This window comes from Anaerospora hongkongensis (genome assembly GCF_004339805.1).
In the GTDB taxonomy this organism is placed as follows: Bacteria; Bacillota; Negativicutes; order Sporomusales; family DSM-15969; genus Anaerospora; species Anaerospora hongkongensis.
In genome coordinates this window covers 12,953-32,360 of sequence record NZ_SLUI01000023.1, presented here as the reverse complement: position 1 = coordinate 32,360, position 19,408 = coordinate 12,953, and the positions used below count along the sequence as shown (strand labels likewise).

Below are 19,408 nucleotides of genomic sequence, written 5' to 3'. Positions count from 1 at the left end.
CTGTCCCAAACTCCCCTATAGAGTAGTTTATCTCTCTCCCCTTCCCGTAAGTGAAGATTTAACTAAAAACCCATAAGCCCGTATCAATTAAAAAAGCACCGACTAACCGGTGCTTTTTAGAGCTTATTTCAGCAGTCCATTTGCTTTCAAGTACATCTTTAATGCTTCATTAAAGATAGTTTTCTTTAAGCCAGGTTTCGCCTGCTTTGTTACTGCATCGACGATTGCTAGCAGGTCTTTTTGTATCCACACGTTTGTCTTAGCGTACAAATCTTCAAATTTGGGTTCCTTTGCTTTTGCCAGATGGTCTGCCAAACCTCCACTTACACTTGCAGAAGAATTTACGGAAGAAGCGTGTCCGCTTGCGGAGGCGTTTATACCTGTGCTCTCGTTTTTATTCGCTTTCTTTTCCGCCTTAGAGGGATCGGAAGCGTATTCACTTGCGGATGCGGAAGCGTATTCGTTTTTAGATGTGGGGGTGGATTCGCTTATGGGTATAATTGCAGAAGCGTCTTCACTTTTAGATGTGCTTACGCTTGCAGATTCGGTTACAGGAGTAGTTCCAGATTTGTTTTCGCTATCGGAAACAGATTCGCTTTTGGTTGCGGACATAAATGCACCTACGGGTGCATTTTTATTTGGATTAAATCTAGGCGTTGACACGTTCTAACAGCTCCTTAATAAATGGTCTATACTGCTTAATAGCAAGTTCAAGTTCTGGATTATTAAAAAATCCGGTAAAAGCTAAACGTCCTGCAGCAGCTTGTCTACTAATAACAGTTCTAAAACAATGATCTCCCAGATACTCGTCACCTTGAACATAACTCAAAAAATCCTTATTATCGGTTCTGCGGTTATCAATTAGGCTACATAAGATGCCTAATACCCGTAAATCTGGGTATCCGTTTGTCTGCACATATTCAATTGTTTCTATAAAAGAAAAGAGGGCGGAATAACAGAACTTACCGGCTTCAAACAGGGCTACAACCCCACCGGAAACAGATGCGCAAATGCAGGAAGTTAGCAAATAGTTCAGCGCAGGAGCTGTGTCGATAAGGATAAAATCGTAATCATTGACTACAGGAGCAAGCATGTTCTCTACAGCTCGCTGTACATCTCCATGCCAACCGGGTCTAGGAAAGACACCTAGCATCTCGTTACCCATAAGCAAATGAATATTATCAGTCAAAATTATTATTTGTTCTCTAGTTTTAGAGCCTGTTGGTTCAGCTTCTAGAGCCGCTAATATACCACCTCGATCTTCTTCCCGATATTCCCTGATCGCTCGGCCTGTCCAAATTTCAGTCTGATTTCCCTGAGGATCAGCATCGACAAGAAGTACCTTATAGCCTTTCTCAGCCAGGAGAAAACCACTGATGGCACAGCTTGTAGTCTTGCAAGCGCCTCCTTTTTGAATTCCATATGTCAGAATTTTTGCGCAATGTACGGATTTTGCTTTTTTTGTCATTATTTTCATCCTTTCGTTATCACTTCCGCTCTTGCTCACGCATTCGCTTGCGCTTCCGCTTCCATATTAGGAAGTGTTCTATGTTGTGGCATTAATTTCCTGCCCAAATATCAGGTTATCTAGGAAAGTTTTGATTGTCTAAATACATGTTAATTGCACGGTCTATAACACTTGCCTTGACTTTGCTTGTTCGTTTTATGTATTCGTCAAGACGTTTTGCTGTCTCAATACTTACTTTAGTGCTTACAGGAATTTGCATATCAATTTCTCCTTTATTTGTCTGTCTGTCTGTCTTTACAGATTATATCTCCGTTTTTTTTGCTCGCAAGTGGAATATAGCGTTTTTTAAAGTTATTTTTAAAAAGTAAAACCAGGGCTGTATCGGCCTTGGTTCTTTGTACCTAGATATTGCTTTATTACTGATTAAAAACCCCTGATCTTGGAGCCTAGCGCATGCTTGAGACTATAAATATATGGGGTTTCTGTGGCAAAGGATCGCGCTATAGGTAATATAAGAAGCGAGAATAGGGGGAGAGAAGTGTAGTAAGGGTAACTATCCCAGGAAATAAAAAAACGCCTTAATATAGGCGTTTAAAGGGATAACTAATTAGTTTATGCAATATGCGCAAAAATCATACTTATTTTTCCAAGATTTTCTTGACAAGCCCAAAAAGCGAGGATAAACTTATATTAAAGTTCATGGATTTTTAAAGTTGGGGGTGAAACTGTGTCTGCAACTAAAGAAAATAAAATTAAGTTAGAATTATATTTAACGGCGGAAGAATTGGCAAAGATTGAATATCTTGCTGATTATTTAACCGAGAGCAGGCGACACAAGTTGCCACCAAGCCAACACAAATTTCGAGTAGCTAAAGCTAAAGCTGCTATGACTGCAATTCAAGCTGGGTATGATGCAATTATAGCTCAGGCCGAGCAAATGGATTTATTTAAACAGCAAAAAGTCGCCCAGTAAAGAGAGCGACAAAAAGTTAGATATAATTTAAGAACGATTTAATTGAACACTATTTCGTTACTAGTTTATCCACAAAAAAATAAAGAGGACTAATCTGCTTCTGCTTGCCGGCTAATCAGATAAGTCCGCACTGAGGGTCTTTTGCAAGACCTTGTTTAAAGTATTATCAATTTGTATTTTGATTATACCTTATTTCAATATGCCTTGCAAGACTTATGACCCTCTTTTACCCAAAAAAGAGGGTATTTTTATGTTGTTTTTTTGTTTTTTGAAAAAAACTAAAGAAACAGCTTGGTTTGTTGCACCTAAAAACAGCCCTCTTTTTTCGGGATTAGACGAAGAAAGGGGGTGTTTTTATTGTTAGCACAACAAAACGAAACTATTGAAATACAGCAAAATGAGCTGTCAAAATTGAATATTATGACTGAAGCACAGCTTGAACGCTATATGAAAGAGCTTGTTCCTAATGTGCAAACGATGAAAGACTACCTGCTTTCAGTTCATGGAGACAGTGAGGTTGATCGCTATTTCTGTATGTTTGCTAAAAGTGCAGATGGCAAAGATAAAAAACAGTGGCTTTATCGGCCTGGTGAGATGGATCGTGCTGTAGAGCAATTCAAGCTCGGCGATGATTGGCATATCTATGTATCTCAGCAAACATATCTTTTTCCCCGTAGAATTGGTAAAGATGGCAAGAAACCCATGCAGCGTACAGCCTCTAATTTAAGGCGCTATAAGGCTTTGTATGCAGAGATTGACGTTCACGAAGAAGGGGTTGAAATGCCCGATTTCCGTGTGGTGTTGGCTCGTATATGGTATAAATACTTTACTTCAGGGCTGCTCCCAGCCCCAAATCTGGTTACATTCAGTGGTCGTGGACTGCATTTTATATGGCTTATCGATGCAGTTAAAACCTCGACCGAAATGTCCAAGCTCTTCAGGATTGTAAATACATATTTTTCTACTGTTCTATCTGACGCTGGTGCGGATCAGAAGGTAGCCGGTGATCTTGTGAGGGTCATGCGCTGTGCCGGTACTGCTAACCCTAATAACGGTGCATCTGTTATCTCCCATCGTTTTGATGCACTTAAATACAATTTCTTTGAGCTTGCAGCTAGTTACATTCCAGCATATATGCTAACTGGCTTTAATTTAACAAGCATGGAGGCTTTTAATTCCATGCCTGATTTGCCTGCTAAGAAAAAGAAGAATGAGGAAGCAGGTGATCTGTTTACTCCGGAGGTAATTAAAAAAGCTACGACTAAGAAAAAACGTAGCTTTGTAACATACATCCGAACCGACTACAACCTTTGTCATTCCCGCATTGCTGATTTATACCGTACATCTGAATACATGGCTGAGAAGGGTATTAAAAAAGGGTATAGAGAGCTTTTATGCTGGCTTGCTGCTCTTTGGACTGTATATGCTGGTGGCACATACCAGGAGGGATTGAAAGAGGCTATAAAGCTAAATAATACATTTTTAGTACCGCAGGATGAGGAAGAGCTGCTCCGTGATATTGCTTCAGCGCGTCCAGAAAACAGTTACAAAAGAGACGGCTTGAAACGATATAAAATAACTGATGCATGGATATTTGAAAAACTGAGTTTATCCCCAGAAGTAAAGCAAGAACTAACAAACCATTTGCAGTGTATTGGTCATAAACGCGAGATTGAAAGAGAACCCGCAAAGCGTACTAGAAAAGAGCATTGTCAAAATAACCGTAAAATTGATTCTGAGGCTAAAAAACAGGCAGTTATTGCTTATCGTGCTGCTAACCCCTTAGCAAGCATGAAAGGAACAGCCAAAGCACTACATATCGCGTATAACACTGTTAAAAAATATTGGGATGCTGCCGAAGAAGTTAAATCTGTAGTTGACAATCAGAACTCAGAATCATTGCAGGAACTTGCTCCTGTGGTAACTACAGAGGGGGGGTATCAACACATTGCTATGTATTGTGTGGGGGGGGTGGTGGTAGAGGGGGGCTTTAGCCCTATATATATCTCTAATATTTTACTTAGTAGGGGGAAGCCTGAAAAGAGGATAAATAGCTCTTAAATTTAAGCTCAAATAGTTAACTTTTATAATTTTCTTCTTCTTAAAACTGATTAACAGTAGTAGCTGTGGAGCTTGTGGTTGGGTAGTTTAGTTGTGGACAGGTAGTTGCCATTTAGGGGGATTGCGCAGCATGTTTCCCCCTGCGACGTTAGTTGTCCATGACTAAACGTTAGCCATCCACAAATCCACAGCTATAGCAAAAACACCGCTGAAGTGTTTCTGCAGCAGTGTTAAAAGAGGGTTATTTTATTCTCTGTGTTAAGTTCTGTTTTTTCCTTTTTTGATGGTGATAGCTGCAGTCTGGGACATATTACTTTATCGTTGTAGCCAGTAAATGGTTTGTTAAAATATACACATTTATTGTGTGTGTTAATGTGTGCGCAGCTCTTGCATCTTTGGGTTAAAGGTAGTTCTTCGGAGCCATATTCGATTAACTCTGCGAGTTGCCGGAACGTCAGCGCCAGTACGGCTCTGATTGCGCCATTTTTTACGTTGACTTGTAATTGATTAATACTCTTTAAAATAGTTTCAATTTCGATATCAAAATCGCTCATGTGAATTTTTAATTCTCCTTACTTTCAGCTTTTTATTTGTATTTGGTGTTATTTTACCTAATAGGGAATTCGGAATGTGCTGTTATTTGCCATTTTTAGGCCTTGTAGTAGGGGTAAAGGTATCAACTGAATGTAATCATATCTAGATAAATAAATAGAGGGTTTAATTATGCTTTTTAAAAGAAAATAAAGAATTTATTCTTTTCATTTTTTTCCTTTCTACTCAGATTTTTTAGCTTCAATTTCTAAAAGTTGAGATATCTTCCAGTCGCTGCCGACTCTTTGTCCTTCCATAACAAAAACATGGGTAAAACGTTCGGCCTCTTTATTAGGCCATTTTTCTTTTGTATCTACCGTTACTTCAGCGGTTAAGAATGCTTTTCTTTGACTTAATATTTTACTTTCAACCGTAATAATTTCAGTTTGAAAGCCCTCTGCTTTAGCTGCAGCAATCTTTTTAGCTTGAGAAAGAACTAACTCTCTAGCTCCTCCCGTGGTGTATTTAACAGCCTCTTCCGGATTGTAATCGACCGTTGATTTTATAAATTTCTGAGCTGTATTATTGAACGAGGTAACGACATCTTCTGTGGTAAATACCCCTAATAATAAGATAAAAGCCAAGACTGCGCCCACTATTATCATGATTTCTCGTCGCTGATGTTGCTCTAACGGTCCTCCTTCGTAATCTTTCAGCAAGACCTTTAATATTGGTGCAAACTTATTCATCATCTTCATCTTCCTTTTGTAAGGGGGAGTCCATCCAAAATGAGAATTGGGGAGGATACTGGCCTAGACGATTCCACCACCAGGGGTGTTTGGCTTCCTCTATAAACTCGTGATTTATAGGATCAGGAGGGGAACATTGGTGCTTATCATTTGCTATAACCTGTTTACATACAGGACATCGATAGCATTTAAAAATATTAATCAATCCTTTCTGTTGCTTTATTTCCTTAGGTGCTAAAGCATTTTTATTTAATTAGTTTTTTTAGGTTTTCAAAGTAAACCTTGGAATCGGATACTGGATCATCATCGAAATACTTGATTATTGCTTTCGCAAGAGATTCAGGAGTGTAGATAACAGTACCAATTGTTTTCCCGTGGAAGTCGATCAGGTACTTGTCATGTATCGGCTCTTTGGTTAAAAAATCAACGGGTTTGATTTTTGGTAGAGCTTCACTTAAGCGATTCCAGTACGCTTGTTTCTCAGCTTTCGACGCTTGCGATTCTTTTAATTTTGCAGGTTGTCTGGGCATAACAAGGAGAGAAACACAGCAATTATGGTGTAGCACATTGCCGCTATCTGTTACTATAAAACGGCCTTTTTCTACGAGTCCACCACAAACAGGACAATCTACAAAGGGCATTTCATTCAGGATAGGATTTAAGATGTTTCTAATTGCTTGATATTGATTTACCGCTTGATCTTGGGCTATCGGTTCAGTCTTTCCTTTGGCTGCAGGGTCAGCTTGTTTTGCTGTCTGCTCTGCCGTGTGAGCGATCTTGGCTGTCATTTCGTTCAATTTCTCTTGGAATTTTTCATTATCGGTAAAAATATCATTGATTGCAATCTGCTTTTTCTTTTTTTCTTCTTTTAATCGTGATCTTTCCTGAGCTGCAAGCTCTTTCATTTTTTCTTTAGATATACGTACCATTTTATTGTCCTCCATTTTTCATTTTAAATATTTGACACTTTGGTATTAGTAGCCCGCCATGAGGTACATGGCGTAGCCTCTCAGTTGATAAATAACCAGCTTTTATATAACGGTATATAGTGCGTATACTTACGCCTAGTTCTTTTGCTGCTTCGCGCACTGTAAAAAAGCCTTCATGCACTTAGATTTCCTCCAGTTGTCATAAATTGTCTCAACTTGTCATTATTGTAAAACATAAAAAATGAGAAACAAAAAAACGCTCGGTTTTTTCTACCGAACGTTCTGTAAATAGCGTTATAGTTGTATTTAGATTACGTTATATTTTGATGATGCTAATTTAAAATGAGCTAAAAGTCCTGATGGGTCATATTTGGTTAGTAGTATTTATTAATATATAATTGCGAGTATTTAATCGGCTACAAAAACAAACATCAGGCGGAGCCAGAAGGAAGGTTTCTCTCCCCCAAAATACAGCAGGTATTACTTCTTTAAGAAGTGTAGCGAGAACAATTCTAATAATGATAATGTGAAAGACGCTCTTCGGGATAGGAGTTAAACTCTGCAATAATCATTAAAGGAGCTGTTAAAAGACCATGGATATTAGTTATAGTTTGCTTGATAAATTGTTCGGTCAAGAGGCTTCATTTGACGATGAAGCGGAGATGACGGAACAGCATTGGTATTACGCCTTTTCCTTTTTTCAGGCCGAAAGGCTAACACAAACGGAAGTTTTGATGCTACTAGCTAGGGCTGATATACTTCCTTACGATGTTTCAACTGTTATTGATCTAAAAAGATATATAACGCGAATAGGTACTGCAAAAACATTGTGTGAGTGCGTATATCTAATCAATTCAGCCCGACAAGCAGAATGTTTTATAGAATTACTGGATCGCGTTGGATATCAAAAAAGCTGCCTAACAAGTAAATTGTTAGCGGCTTTTTTCATTTTAATTAGGTGCATTTTTGCGTTGCTCGCGTGAGAGAGTTACAATATTTACAATCTTAAATATTGTGAAGGAAGTTTTTTTTAGGTAGGTTTTCTCTAAAACCTCCTCAGTGCGCTAATTCATTGGGCTTGACCTCGTGTCGCAACGCTTGACCTGAGTGTCGCGGTTATTAGCACCGGTCTAAATTTATTTTAGACAAACAGTTGAATATCCCGCAACTGCTAGAAGGCTTAACTTGTATCAAACAGGTTAAAGTCTTTTTTTCTCTAGGCTGTAGCCTAACATTAAAGCGCTGAGGGAATGGCCCTCGACCAGGTAATTATTAAAATTAGAAGGGAGGACGTAGACAAAAACAAGTTGATAACAGTTTTTTTGTCTACGAAATAAAAAATGGCAGAAAAGCCTACGCACAAGCTGATTTATGGTATAATAAGAATACAAGAAACTGTAAATAATAAGGATACATTATCGATGTATTGTGTTATCATCGACCGAGAAAACATCGTCGCAATACCTGCTGAATATGAATTAGCTGATAAACTGGACTTGACTACTCTAACGCGGGATGGATGGCGTTTTCCCTGGAGTAATATTTGGCATAAGGTAGGGGGAAATGTCTTTAAGATTGTAGCAGATGGTAAAATCCAAGGTCTTTTATCTGTCGTAAATGACATCGAGGCTCAATCTGTTTTAATACGCAATATTGAATCGTCTCCAGAAAATAAAGATGGTGGCAAGTACGTGGTTGGTCCGACGTTGATAGCAATAGCAGCTAAATATAGTTTTGATGTTGGGCAAGAAGGCTATATGATTATTAAGCCTAAAAATCGAAATTTGGCAAATTACTATGCATCCAGCGACGTTGGTGCTGTACCTGTAGCACCATTAAAACTCCATTTTTATCCGCAACAATCACAATTGCTTATCAATAAATTTCTGACAAAGCGGGAGGGTTTATAATGATGCTAACAAAAGAAGAAATGAAAAGAATGTCTGCTATAGACGAAGCTGTGAATGGCATCTGGGCTTTACCTCCGACTGCTAAAAATATAACTTATCGTGTTCGCGATTTGCATAAATATTGTGAGTCAAGAGGGGTTGGACCGAGAGATTTAACCGCAAGTGAGCTTAAACAATTCGAGGTTCAGCGCGAACCTCAGCCTAAAAAAGCTGATGTAATGCGTCAAGTTAAACAAGTTAAACGTTATGTTGCTGCGACAAAAGCCCTTTAATGGGCTTTTTATTTTATGGAAATATATACCGTTTTAGGCTAAGTGAAAAATAAGTAATAAAAAACAGATTCACATGAATCTGTTTTTTATTACTTATTTAGTCATCCATCATTGCTGTAATTTTATTGTTTTCAGTTTCTTTTGCGCCTATATAAATAGGCGGTTTACCGTCTACGCGAACCTCAACTGATGCGTCACCATTTGCCTCAACATGTTTTGCAACAGTGACGCCCTTACGGTTAATAAGCACTGTTGTAGCCATAAAAGCACTCTCCTTTAGAATTTTTTCCCGATTTTTAACTTCTTTAATAAACATATAGAGTCCTTCTTATAGTTAACAATGTTTGTTTTTTGCATTTAATATTTTCGCATGATAACATTATAAATGTCTCTTCTGCAAAGCACGAGGACGATGGTTGTCTACAGGAACAGTGGACTAGAGTTACTTCATCACCGGCGATTTAGCAAGGAGCTAACTCTTTATATGTAAAACCTAAAAACAATCTTATTACAAAGCATCCAAAGTGGCAATTTAGCTACAACGGAAAAGCCCACGCATACGCGGGGCTTATTTTTTTGCGTTTTTTGGTTTTTACATTTACATATGCTACAGTATTTATATACCTAAGTTTTATATCTCCTAGTTTTAGCCCCGCCATCTTTGGGGTAAGAGCCGTCTAAATCCGGTTTAAAGGTGCTCTATAGTGGGGAGTAATCCACTTCTTTTGTTACTGGACTTAAAACCAGACTTGATAAGTAGTACGTCAATAGATTCTTCGGGAAATGAAGGTTACTACCTTAGTTCTTTATCCTTGTAATACCGCTGTTATAGGGTATTTCTGGCTGAGTTACTAAGAGCGAAGGGCAACGCTAAATAATAGTCACAGGCAAACTGTCGATGACCTAGACCTTTTTGAACGGGGTTTGAGTCGCCTTCTGCTGAGAGGATTTATCCTTATCAGTAGCGTTAGGCCGCGAGGCGATTAGATGGACAGCTCAAGTGTATATGTGCTATGTGCATGTGCATCGTTCAAGAAAAAAACAACCAAAAACTTAGGCTTAGAAAAAAGCGCCAGTGATAGAAGTCACTGGCTTTTCTAATGCATTTATACGTGTAAAGATACATATTTCTTCGCGTACAAATCCGCAGAAAATGCGTACTTGTACGTTTTTAGTTGGTCGAGTAGGCGTGAGACTATATAATTAAAGGCTTGAAGGGCCTTAATTGATATGTAGAAATACGCAATAAAATACGTATTTCTACGCAAAAAAGAGACATGAGTAAAATCCTCGATGTTTTTTTTATTTGGCTCCAAATAATTCTTTATGAAGTTGGTTTTCTTCTTCAATTGCCTTGATCGTTCTGCGGAGGTAGTCTTTATTGACAGATACCTCTTCATGTTTGCGAAGATAGTCTGCAACTCCCTGCCAGCTTAGCTTTTGCACTGTACGTAGTATTTTGATTAGAGGTACTAATTCATTTCTAATTTTATTATAGGCGGATTTTTTACTCATTCTCTTTTTTTCAGATTTAACAGCGTCCATGCGGCTGACACGAATGTCAATTTGACGCATAGCTTCTGTATCGTCTGCCAACCGGTAAGGGTTAGTAGTCATTTTTCCTTTAACAATAGCGTAGGCGATCAGAGTAAGAGCTACGGGATAGTGCTCTTTCTTAGGAAATGAGTTTGTCTTCACTTTTAGTACGTTTATACATCGATTAGAAAGAAGTGTTCGGGCTTCGTCCTTCGCGCCCTCAACTTCCATTAGAAAGAGAGTAAGTGACTGTCTACTTGCCCATGTGCGCAGCGCATTGATCTCTTTTGTCGTTAATCCCGTTATTTTTTCAAAAATCTTTAAATCATCCATTGTTGTAAAATCCATTTTTAACATCCTTTCAATCTATATAGATATTGGGTTTGAGGTCATTTTGCAATGCGTATAAATACGCTAATAAGCGCGTATTTTCAGTCGTAGAAAGTACGCATTTTTTTGCGATTTCTACGTTTTAAAGAGAAGCGCAGAAATGCGCATAATTTCGCGTATAAATACGTTTTTGTGTAGTGAGATGGCTTGAATCCTTATAAAACCTATATTAAAGCGAGTTTTTAGATGCGTATTTGTACGTATTATTTCGCGTATAAATACGCTATTGTGGATGCAGTATAAAAGGCAGGAAACAACAATGCAAAAAAAAACTAAGGCAATTTGAGTAAAATCCTACTTTAGTCCTAAAATCAGTACAGCACGGGGTATGGACGGCGTTCTTTGCCGTCCATATATAGTAACTGGTCGTAGGCGATGGCGGGAGAGCACAGCTCTCATGACAGCGCCTATGATTAGTTACTATTAGGGCTTGTCAAAGCCCGTACCCTGTGCCATTAGAAACAGCCTTACCTTCGTTTATATAATATCCGTTTATACTTTTAGGCGAAGCCAGGTTGGGGAAGAGATAGGAGCGCGTGCGCGGACGACGCGATTCCAACGTGGCGAGTCTAAAAGTATAAACCGTTTTCTCTACATAAAAACCTCTTCCTTATACCATGCAACCCTGTTTCTTTATATAGAAATCCTTTCTTTTATATGGATATAATACTGCGACGTAAAAGTGCGCAAAAAGTGCGTACTTTTTATATAGGATTTGCGTATTTTTTGCTCTGTTGGAATAGGGCTAAATCTATACAGTGCAAGCTGGATCGGCTTAGCACGACCTCCCTGCTAAATGTGTATGCGTTAGCCATACACATTTAGCGGGGAGGTTCGGAACGAGTGCAGCGGCGTTCCGAGGGTTTCGTCTCCCCTTACGCAAGCGGAGCAGTAGAAATTTTTACTCATGCTAAAAGCGGAGCAGTCGGGGAAGTGGGTATAGGGAGAAACAGAGTGTAGCGGCGTTTCTTCCATGAAAGGGAGGATGGTTTGGAAGGAACCGGGGCGAATGATGAGCCGGTTCCTTCCAAAGACCCTTTTGACTTTAACACTCGCGTAAGCAGTCGGAGGAGGCGCGGAACTAGAGTGTAACGGAGTTCCGCATGGGGACATTCTCCAGAGTGTCATTCCATTGGGTTTATTCTTGAATACGCTTGTTTATACCGCCATGCCAGAGGGACGCATGGCGGGGGATATAATGAACGCTTATTTAAAAGCCACTACGCTGGGATGGGCGTAGTGGCTAATTTTCTTTATTGAAAGTTATATTTTTAAATTTTTCTGCGCGAAATTTGCACTTAACGTAAATGTAAATTATCATCTAAAAAACGAATTTACGTTAAAAGGAGATATCTTTTGTGAATGGAAAAATTGGTGAACAAGTAGAAGACCTGTTTAATAGAACCGGAATAATGGGATTAGGAGAATCTAAACACGATGACAAGGGCGCAGCCAGGGATAAAGGTGCTTCGGGTTGGGATGAATTAGGCAAACAGACGAAAATACACTCAATACAGCAAAAAGAGAACCTTACATCGACTTGGAAGGACTTTGGTAATTTTTGTGCGGACAAACAAGCATGTGAAAAATACGGCGTGAAGTCTGTTAAGGACTATGAAAAAGTAAAACCGGAACACTTCGAGGCATTTATTAAGTTCAAAATCGATGAAGGCCGTATGAGGAGCACAGTTTATCAATATGTATCCAGGTTAGAAAAGCTAGAATATGCAGTTAATGTTTACATCACCAGGCGCGAAATCGATCCAAAAATGCAAAATCAAGAAAGCAAGGCGCAAGCCTTAGATAAAGTAAGAGCTGAGTATCGCGAGGCTCATAAAAACGACAAACAACCTAACCTGCCTAGAAATTTCTCAACAGCTTTGGAGAATTGCCGGCAAGCGATAAACAAAAGCTACGAGAAGACCGGTGAGGTCGTGAATCGAAAATATATCGATGTACCTGGTATTATAAATAACTTAAAAAAAGATGATTACAAAACGGCTGCAGAACTACAAGGGTTCGGAGGCGCACGGGTTAAGGAAATCTCAAATTTAACAGCGAAAAATCTTGTGGATCGTGAAGGCAATCCATTACCGCCGGGACAAATTCGCCTCACTAATACGAAGGGGGGAAGGCCACGTACCATAACCGTTCCTTTAGACACTTGGTATAAAGTCAAAGAAGCGATTGAAAACAAAGGTGCATTCAAGATTAGCGAACGTAGCTATTCAAATGCACTCAGAAAAGCCGTAGAAAAAAATGGCGAGAAATTTAATGGAACGCATGGGCTGCGCTGGAGCTTTGTAGATAGAAAATTCAATGAGCTAAGTGAAGGTGAAAAGAATGTCCATAAAATTTTCGCTAAGCTCTCCCGTTTCACTGGTCATACCAGAAGTTCGATCAGCAAAAGGTACAAAAGCGGTTATACCCAATACGCAAAAAAGAAAAAATGAGGTGAACAGGATGGATAAAGTAATCATTAACTCCCAAGCTCTACAAATGTTAAAAGAATCAAGCCCTAAAGCGGTTATTAAATATCTACAGTACACGGTGTGCGTCATCGAGCAAGGTAAAAAGATTGAGTATTAGTAATGAGTACCGCAGAATACTTGTATTCAAGTTGGTTTTGTTTTGCGAGGTGAAAAATAGAAAAAATCACATACGCAGTGTTAAAAAGCTGTACGGGATCAACCCGTACAGCTTTTACTGTTACCAACTATAAAGAACAAAGATCGCGCAATCCGCTTTTTTTAAGTTGAGAAATAAGTCCCAACATCAAGTTTGATATAGGGTACAAAACTAAAGGGGTTTCTCAAAACATGAAGTATTATCTGATTCACAACTTTTCCATTCTTGCATAGAGGGAACATCATACATTAATGGATATCTGCTTTTTCTTTCTGTGGTTATCCATTTACCATCTTGGAATGCATAAGTATGCTTATGTTCAGTTTGCCATCGTAAATCGATTGGCGGATATTCTTTTTTCTCGGCATCCTCTTTTGAAATATAGCTTGTCACTACGTATCTATCTAGTTTAAATACAAGTACCCCTATATATGGAGACACTAATGAATTAGTCTTTTGAACGTCAATTTTATAGTCTTCATGAACTATGTATTTGTCTTTAATCCATCGAGCTTCTGTTATAAACTTTGTGCCTGGAATAGTTTCTTTTGGTGCGAAAGTAATTTTTTCTCTACTATCAGTTTTATAACTTTCCATATGCGCTTTAGCCAATTGTTTAAATTCCGCCAATATGTCTTGTTCTGTTGAGGCAAAAGCTAAATTAATATTGAAGCAAATGAATAATGCTAATAGAATTGACAATTTCCTCAAAGTATCCCCTCCAATTAGTTTGCAATAATTTTTATTCTGGTAAAAAAATGTATTTCCTGCAATATTTCCCTTATTCTATGTCGGAACTTCTACCTAATTAAAAATGGCGAAAGAGAAGCTGATCCCTCTAAACGATAATAAAATAGAGCTGTAATATTAATATTTATTGTCATTTTAAAAAATAATGTTATAGTCAGTTACTTAACTTTGCCCCACGCGGGCAGCGGTTGCTTATGCAACCTCTCAAATGAAATTAAAGCCTCTCGGAGGCTTTTTTATGTTGAAAATCAGGACTAAAAACCTATCTAAAAACCGTGAGTGAAATTTGGTCTATAGGGTTTTTGGTAGTAAACTTATGTTAATAAACAATAAGCAGGATTACCGTTATATGCGGTGTCCTGCTATTTTTTTAGAGGTGAAAAAATGAAACATGATAAAACGGATATTGCGAAGCACGTTGGAGCAGGCTGGATCACCTTTTGGTCTATTATAGTTCTATTTTACGATTTTTATAAGAAGGGGGCTTATTAATGGCTAAATGGTCGCAAAAACAGATGCTTGACTTTGTACCTGTACCAATCCCCGAGATGGACCGTCGTTTAGCCGTTAGTCCGCAAGAAGCTGCCCAAATCTCCGGACGTACAGAAAACACCATCCTTAACTGGATCGCCGCCGATGAATTGATAGCTGTAAAGATAAACAAGCGGCTTGTTATACCTTTAAAAGCTCTGGAAAAGAAAATTGACAAGTGCTTGTGCGACAAATTCCTTTACGCTGATGGCTATACCTTGCAAGCAGCTGCCGACTTGTTAGGTGTAAACAAAAAAACGCTAAGAAGGGCTGTAAATAACTTACCATTAGAGGTTTACATGGAACATCGGTTTATATGTGTAAGCGGAAAATCGCTTAAAAAAATGTTAGATATTAAAAATTAGGCGGTGGAAAAATGAAAGGGAAAATAATACTTACTGCCGCAATGATAACTTTACTTAGCGCCAATACAGCGTTTGCGATAGATTCGCCGGCAAATGTTAATACAGTAAAAACAATGGCAACTCAATATGCAGCTGATGTTAATGCTAGCTATAAAGATAACGGATTTAAGGAAACTTTTTATAATCTATTTAACCTCTGGAGGCCAATTTATGAAGGAAAACGCGATAAATACGATTATTACAGTTATGGACTAGATGATTCTGTAAAAATAAATAGAGATAAATCTTTGCGCAATCTAGGAATTGCAGTTGCGGATAATATGGCAAAACAAAACGCACTTGATCGTGAAAACGCCATTGATAAAGAAAAGGCACTAGCAACAATTACAGCTCCAGACGGTACAAAAGTAATTAAGGGTATGACGGACGGTACGGGTGTAGTTTCTGCAAATGCTAAGACTTCTGAAAAAGTTTGGCATAAAAAGGACTTAGAGAAGAATACGTTACCAGATGGGGCAATATTGTTCCAGCTCCGGGCAGACCCTCCATATCCTTATACGGGATATCCGATTTATATAATCCCAACAGTAAAGGAAATTAACCAAAATTATAAGATTGTGGGGATGTCTGTAGGACAAACAGAAATTAAGAAAAATGGACAAGCCGTAAAAATTGTCGAAACTGCACAGCCAGGAACGCATTTAAATGTAGCACAGGTAACAGTTTCGGTTATAAACGCCTTCGGGCAACAACAATTCTACGTAACAAACGTTAGTTATGAAGGATTCGTAGCAAATGCTATTGCTCAAAAAAATGGTGGGAATTCTGCAGAATATAACGACGGTGATACCTGTATACCTGGTTACAACTGTTTGTGGCGATCTAATGAAGAAAGAGATGCATTGCTTGCCAACATTGATGCTGAACTAGTCCCCGAACTAAAACATACTGGTTTTTGTGGAGAAGTCGAAAAAATAATTACTGAAGATGGTAAGTTTACCGCTTTCGTGAAAGACCAAGAAGTACCCGTAGAAATCAACGCCAAAAAAGCCACTTATTTAGCAGAGGGCAAAGAATTATGTTCGGACGGTATACTGCGTGCTGAAAAAAATGGCAAATATACGCTCGTTTCTTTAAATTCAGGTGCTGATCCTGTAAATAAACAACAAGAAAAAGCAAAATACAGAAAAGACAATCCTCAGCTTGATACAAAAGTAGCTAACGACGATTACCAAAAGCGAGTAGCTGCTATGATGGCTAATTTGGGTACTAATTCGCCGGTTATCGCCGGTGCTCCTGTAGTTGCCGGATCAGGGGTTACTCCAACTGTACCAACTACATCTCCAGCTACAACTACAACAGTTCCGAAACCCGATAGTCTTAGCCAGGCTGATTATGATGAATGCGTAAAAAAAACCAAAGGTTTTCAAAAAGCTCTGGAGCTTTGTTTAAATGCTAAAGCTAATAGTCCTTATAACAAAATTGATCCAACTACAATTACTGCGGAGCTGCCTGGTAGTAAATTCGCTAAAGGGTTAATGACCGTAGGAGCATCAATTTTAGGTGCTCTAATAGGTGTAGGTGTCCTGGTTGCTATAGGTTTTGGAGCTTTAGTCTCTTGGCCTGTTGTTCTTACTGGTTTAGGCATAACGGCATTGGTTGTAATGGGAGCTGCTATTATGGACGGTGCAAGTTTTAATTCTTTTGCAGTGCAAGCCGCTGACTACGTAAATTATGTTTGGGATAATAATAAAGGCGAATTAGCTATAGAAGGTGCTCTTTCTGCAGCAATGGCTGGTTTAGGCGGCGCATGGGGCAAACAATTGCTTAAAAATCAAGCTGCTAAAGGCGCTGGTATTAAGTTGGGCGAGCGTTTATCTTATACGGTAACTGAGGATGCAATACGCATTCCCACAAGCACAAAACTTGATACAGCTCTTTCCGTTGTTGCAAAAACAGATAATCTAGCTAATATTTCTAAGCGTCTTGGAAATGCATCGGTACAAATTTCAGGGAAAGAACTTCTGCAATTGCAGAAGTCATGTAAGGAGTATCTTAAAAGCCCTGTGGTCATCCGCGACTCCAAACGATATGAGGACATGCTTGCTAACCTATCCAAGGGTAGGAAAGGAGCTAAGGATTCTGCTGGTATGTGGAGACGCGAAGCGTTTGAAAATACGGACGAAGTCACAAAACCAATGTTAGACGAAGGTGTAACATTGGCTAATGAATTTAAAGCCATTCGTGACACCGACGCGTTAATTGAAAAAATGTACAAAGAAGTCGCGAGAAACGCCGATCTAGGAGATAAGATAGCACAATCCTTTATAAAACAATCGACTGGAGCAGTCACAGGCGTTGCTACTGGCACAATAAATACAATACATGGTAGCGAAAAGTGAGGTGATAAAATGTGAAAAAACACCTATTAGCCAGTGTTTTGGCGGTGGCTCTGGCCTCCGTCTGCTCTACTACAGAGGCAGCAAACACTATAAACCAAGCGGGTATTCCTTCCGTAATTACAGGGATAAACGTAAACGATAAATGCCTTGGAATTATGAATATTACAAACGATCCCAGCTGTGGCGCTAAGGCGTATAGTGCTGTAAATACTTTAGCAACCAATCCTACACAAGCTATAAAAGACTTTGGAGCAAGATTCGTAGACAAGTTTTTACAAACAAATGTTTTAGGTAATAAAACGATGGATGAAGGCATTTCGCTTGCCATACAGGAGGCGTTTGGGCACATTGGCGGCAGCGCCGATGATCTCGCATCTGCTGTAGCTAGTCTTAACAGTGGCGTTGCCACCGAGATTCCTGCAGTTATTGGAAAAGGCGGGGATTTAATTAATCCGGAAACAGGAACATTAGGTATGCTTGCAAATGGTACGGCTCTTACCGCTAATCCTGCCAGTGCTCTCGGTAGTGTCTCCGGTCAATACTCCACTGGTGAAGTTATAGAAAGCACAGGTACGGAGCAATCGATGGGGCAGGGAAACGCAAATATTCCGAATGGTGGTATTACGGAGCAAGAGATGTCTCAGATTGCAGGCCAGCTTGCTTTTAAGCTGTCAGACAACAGTTCCTTCTCCGTTAAAATCGATGGACCGCAATGCGTTCGAGCTTTCGGCTATATAGACCCGCTTAACCCACTGGTACGCACTAATGTAACCTATTCGGCTGGCGTGTTTACTTTTGGACCTTGTGTAGTTTGGGGCGCACCAGTGCTCAACAAATCTGAATGGTATGCACAGGCCACCAAGGCAGAGAAAACCTTTAAATTTAGATATGCCGAACTTCTACCTAATAAACCTCCTCGTAAAGGTACTGTTACTGTAATAGTCCGGACGCTAGTTAACGAGCTTAATACTTTTGCGACCGCTAACGAGCAAAACGGCACAGAATACAACAATAACGCTTATCAATCTGGTTTAGGATTCGATACATTGGATACACTTCCTCAGCTAAGTAAAGAAACTAAGGAAAAAGATAAGGGAAAGGTAGAGCCTATTAACGGCAACGATACTGGTGGTCAGCAGGCAGGTCAGATGGACTTAAATACAATAGCTGAGCCAACTACGACTATGCAACAACTTACAGCTCCGCAAGGCTTCCCTAATAATAACAACAGTAATAAGGTAAGTGATAACAATACGGGCCTGCTGAACGGCGTAGGAAGTCTACTAAATTCTTTAGGTAGCTACCTGGGCGGTGGATCAATTAATCCTGGTGTGGTAAAGCAGCCTGGCGGCTTGACGGTAGAAACCCCTGAAGCTGCTAAAGCGGCTGCGAATAGTAAACAAGCAATAGCGGCGCTGCAGTCTAACAAAACTCCTGACGATGTTCGTAAGGAAAACTATAAAACTATGACTCCACTGTTTAAGGATGCAGCAGCACTACTTAAGCAACGCGGCATCGATGCTGCAAGCAAGGAGGCTCTTGCGAAGCAGTACCAGGAAGGTAGTGCTTATACGGACTTAAAACATACCTGGGATATGAACCGAATTGATCGATTTTTAAATTGATACTATAAAAAAAGCCAGCTAAAATTAGCTGGCTTTTTTTTGAATAAAATGTTAAAAAGCAATGGAATATATAGTAATATAAGATTATAGGCTCAAGCGTTGACATTTCCTTAATTTTTGGTTATACTATTAGTGAAGAATTCTCTTCAAATGTAGCCGCGGCCTGATAAGCGGGTTATAAAAGGTCAGGGTTCAAATGTAACCGCAACCTGATAAGCGGGTTATAAGAGGTCAGGGTTCAAATGTTTTGTAAAGTTCTATCTACTAGATAGGACTTTACTGCTTTGT

The 19,408-nt window shown here is 39.2% G+C and carries 18 protein-coding genes; 9 read left to right on the top strand and 9 right to left on the bottom strand.

Translation table 11 applies throughout. The features are described from left to right. Positions 1-123: 123 nt before the first annotated feature. Complete coding sequence (locus tag EV210_RS21570) at positions 124-663, bottom strand: hypothetical protein (RefSeq protein WP_132083541.1); 540 nt, start codon at positions 661-663, stop codon at positions 124-126. After that, positions 650-1,468: a ParA family protein gene (locus EV210_RS21565; protein WP_165898993.1), complete on the bottom strand. Its 819-nt coding sequence runs from the start codon at positions 1,466-1,468 to the stop codon at positions 650-652. The genes EV210_RS21570 and EV210_RS21565 overlap by 14 nt, the downstream gene beginning before the upstream one ends. A 727-nt stretch (positions 1,469-2,195) precedes the next feature. Between EV210_RS21565 and EV210_RS21560 the strand changes: the two genes are divergently transcribed. Together EV210_RS21560 and EV210_RS21555 are read left to right on the top strand one after the other, a co-directional pair. Continuing rightward, positions 2,196-2,441: a hypothetical protein gene (locus EV210_RS21560; protein WP_132083536.1), complete on the top strand. Its 246-nt coding sequence runs from the start codon at positions 2,196-2,198 to the stop codon at positions 2,439-2,441. Between the two features lie 357 nt (positions 2,442-2,798). Then, the gene (locus tag EV210_RS21555) at positions 2,799-4,502 is read left to right on the top strand and encodes a hypothetical protein (protein ID WP_132083534.1); all 1,704 of its coding nucleotides are present in this window, start codon (positions 2,799-2,801) and stop codon (positions 4,500-4,502) included. A gap of 230 nt (positions 4,503-4,732) precedes the next feature. Here the strand turns inward: EV210_RS21555 and EV210_RS21550 are convergent, their stop codons facing one another. From EV210_RS21550 to EV210_RS21535, 4 genes are all read right to left on the bottom strand, one after another. Continuing rightward, positions 4,733-5,056, bottom strand: a complete 324-nt coding sequence (locus EV210_RS21550) for a hypothetical protein (RefSeq protein ID WP_132083532.1) — start codon at positions 5,054-5,056, stop codon at positions 4,733-4,735. A 219-nt stretch (positions 5,057-5,275) separates the two neighbouring features. Beyond that, the gene (locus EV210_RS21545; protein WP_132083530.1) at positions 5,276-5,785 is read right to left on the bottom strand and encodes a hypothetical protein; all 510 of its coding nucleotides are present in this window, start codon (positions 5,783-5,785) and stop codon (positions 5,276-5,278) included. Between the two features lie 242 nt (positions 5,786-6,027). Beyond that, positions 6,028-6,711 (bottom strand): hypothetical protein, encoded by a 684-nt coding sequence (locus EV210_RS21540; protein WP_132083528.1) that lies wholly within the window; start codon positions 6,709-6,711, stop codon positions 6,028-6,030. Position 6,712: 1 nt separating this feature from the next. Beyond that, positions 6,713-6,892 carry a helix-turn-helix domain-containing protein gene (locus tag EV210_RS21535; RefSeq protein WP_132083526.1) on the bottom strand — a complete coding sequence of 60 codons (180 nt, stop codon included), beginning with the start codon at positions 6,890-6,892 and terminating at the stop codon, positions 6,713-6,715. Positions 6,893-7,304: 412 nt separating this feature from the next. Between EV210_RS21535 and EV210_RS21530 the strand changes: the two genes are divergently transcribed. From EV210_RS21530 to EV210_RS21520, 3 genes are all read left to right on the top strand, one after another. Then, positions 7,305-7,694 (top strand): hypothetical protein, encoded by a 390-nt coding sequence (locus EV210_RS21530; RefSeq protein ID WP_132083524.1) that lies wholly within the window; start codon positions 7,305-7,307, stop codon positions 7,692-7,694. Between the two features lie 357 nt (positions 7,695-8,051). After that, positions 8,052-8,621, top strand: coding sequence for a hypothetical protein (locus tag EV210_RS21525; RefSeq protein WP_132083522.1), 570 nt, complete (start codon positions 8,052-8,054; stop codon positions 8,619-8,621). After that, on the top strand, positions 8,621-8,893 hold the full coding sequence (locus tag EV210_RS21520; RefSeq protein ID WP_132083520.1) for a hypothetical protein: 273 nt from the start codon (positions 8,621-8,623) through the stop codon (positions 8,891-8,893). The genes EV210_RS21525 and EV210_RS21520 overlap by 1 nt, the downstream gene beginning before the upstream one ends. Before the next feature lie 97 nt (positions 8,894-8,990). Here the strand turns inward: EV210_RS21520 and EV210_RS21515 are convergent, their stop codons facing one another. After that, entirely contained in the window at positions 8,991-9,209 is a 219-nt protein-coding gene (locus EV210_RS21515; protein WP_132083518.1) for a hypothetical protein, read from the bottom strand. Positions 9,210-10,195: 986 nt separating this feature from the next. Beyond that, on the bottom strand, positions 10,196-10,777 hold the full coding sequence (locus tag EV210_RS21510) for a hypothetical protein (protein WP_132083516.1): 582 nt from the start codon (positions 10,775-10,777) through the stop codon (positions 10,196-10,198). 1,400 nt (positions 10,778-12,177) lie between these two features. On the opposite strand from EV210_RS21510, the gene EV210_RS21505 reads away from it, so the two are divergent. After that, positions 12,178-13,272: a site-specific integrase gene (locus EV210_RS21505; RefSeq protein WP_132083514.1), complete on the top strand. Its 1,095-nt coding sequence runs from the start codon at positions 12,178-12,180 to the stop codon at positions 13,270-13,272. A 346-nt stretch (positions 13,273-13,618) separates the two neighbouring features. On the opposite strand, the gene EV210_RS21500 is transcribed toward EV210_RS21505, so the two are convergent. Next, positions 13,619-14,158: a hypothetical protein gene (locus EV210_RS21500; RefSeq protein ID WP_132083512.1), complete on the bottom strand. Its 540-nt coding sequence runs from the start codon at positions 14,156-14,158 to the stop codon at positions 13,619-13,621. A gap of 530 nt (positions 14,159-14,688) precedes the next feature. On the opposite strand from EV210_RS21500, the gene EV210_RS21495 reads away from it, so the two are divergent. From EV210_RS21495 to EV210_RS21485, 3 genes are read left to right on the top strand one after another with little or no spacing between them, the layout of a single operon-like run. After that, positions 14,689-15,093: a helix-turn-helix domain-containing protein gene (locus EV210_RS21495; protein ID WP_132083510.1), complete on the top strand. Its 405-nt coding sequence runs from the start codon at positions 14,689-14,691 to the stop codon at positions 15,091-15,093. Positions 15,094-15,104: 11 nt separating this feature from the next. Further along, entirely contained in the window at positions 15,105-17,495 is a 2,391-nt protein-coding gene (locus EV210_RS21490) for a hypothetical protein (RefSeq protein WP_132083508.1), read from the top strand. Between the two features lie 11 nt (positions 17,496-17,506). Then, positions 17,507-19,120 carry a hypothetical protein gene (locus EV210_RS21485; RefSeq protein ID WP_132083506.1) on the top strand — a complete coding sequence of 538 codons (1,614 nt, stop codon included), beginning with the start codon at positions 17,507-17,509 and terminating at the stop codon, positions 19,118-19,120. Positions 19,121-19,408 lie beyond the last annotated feature (288 nt).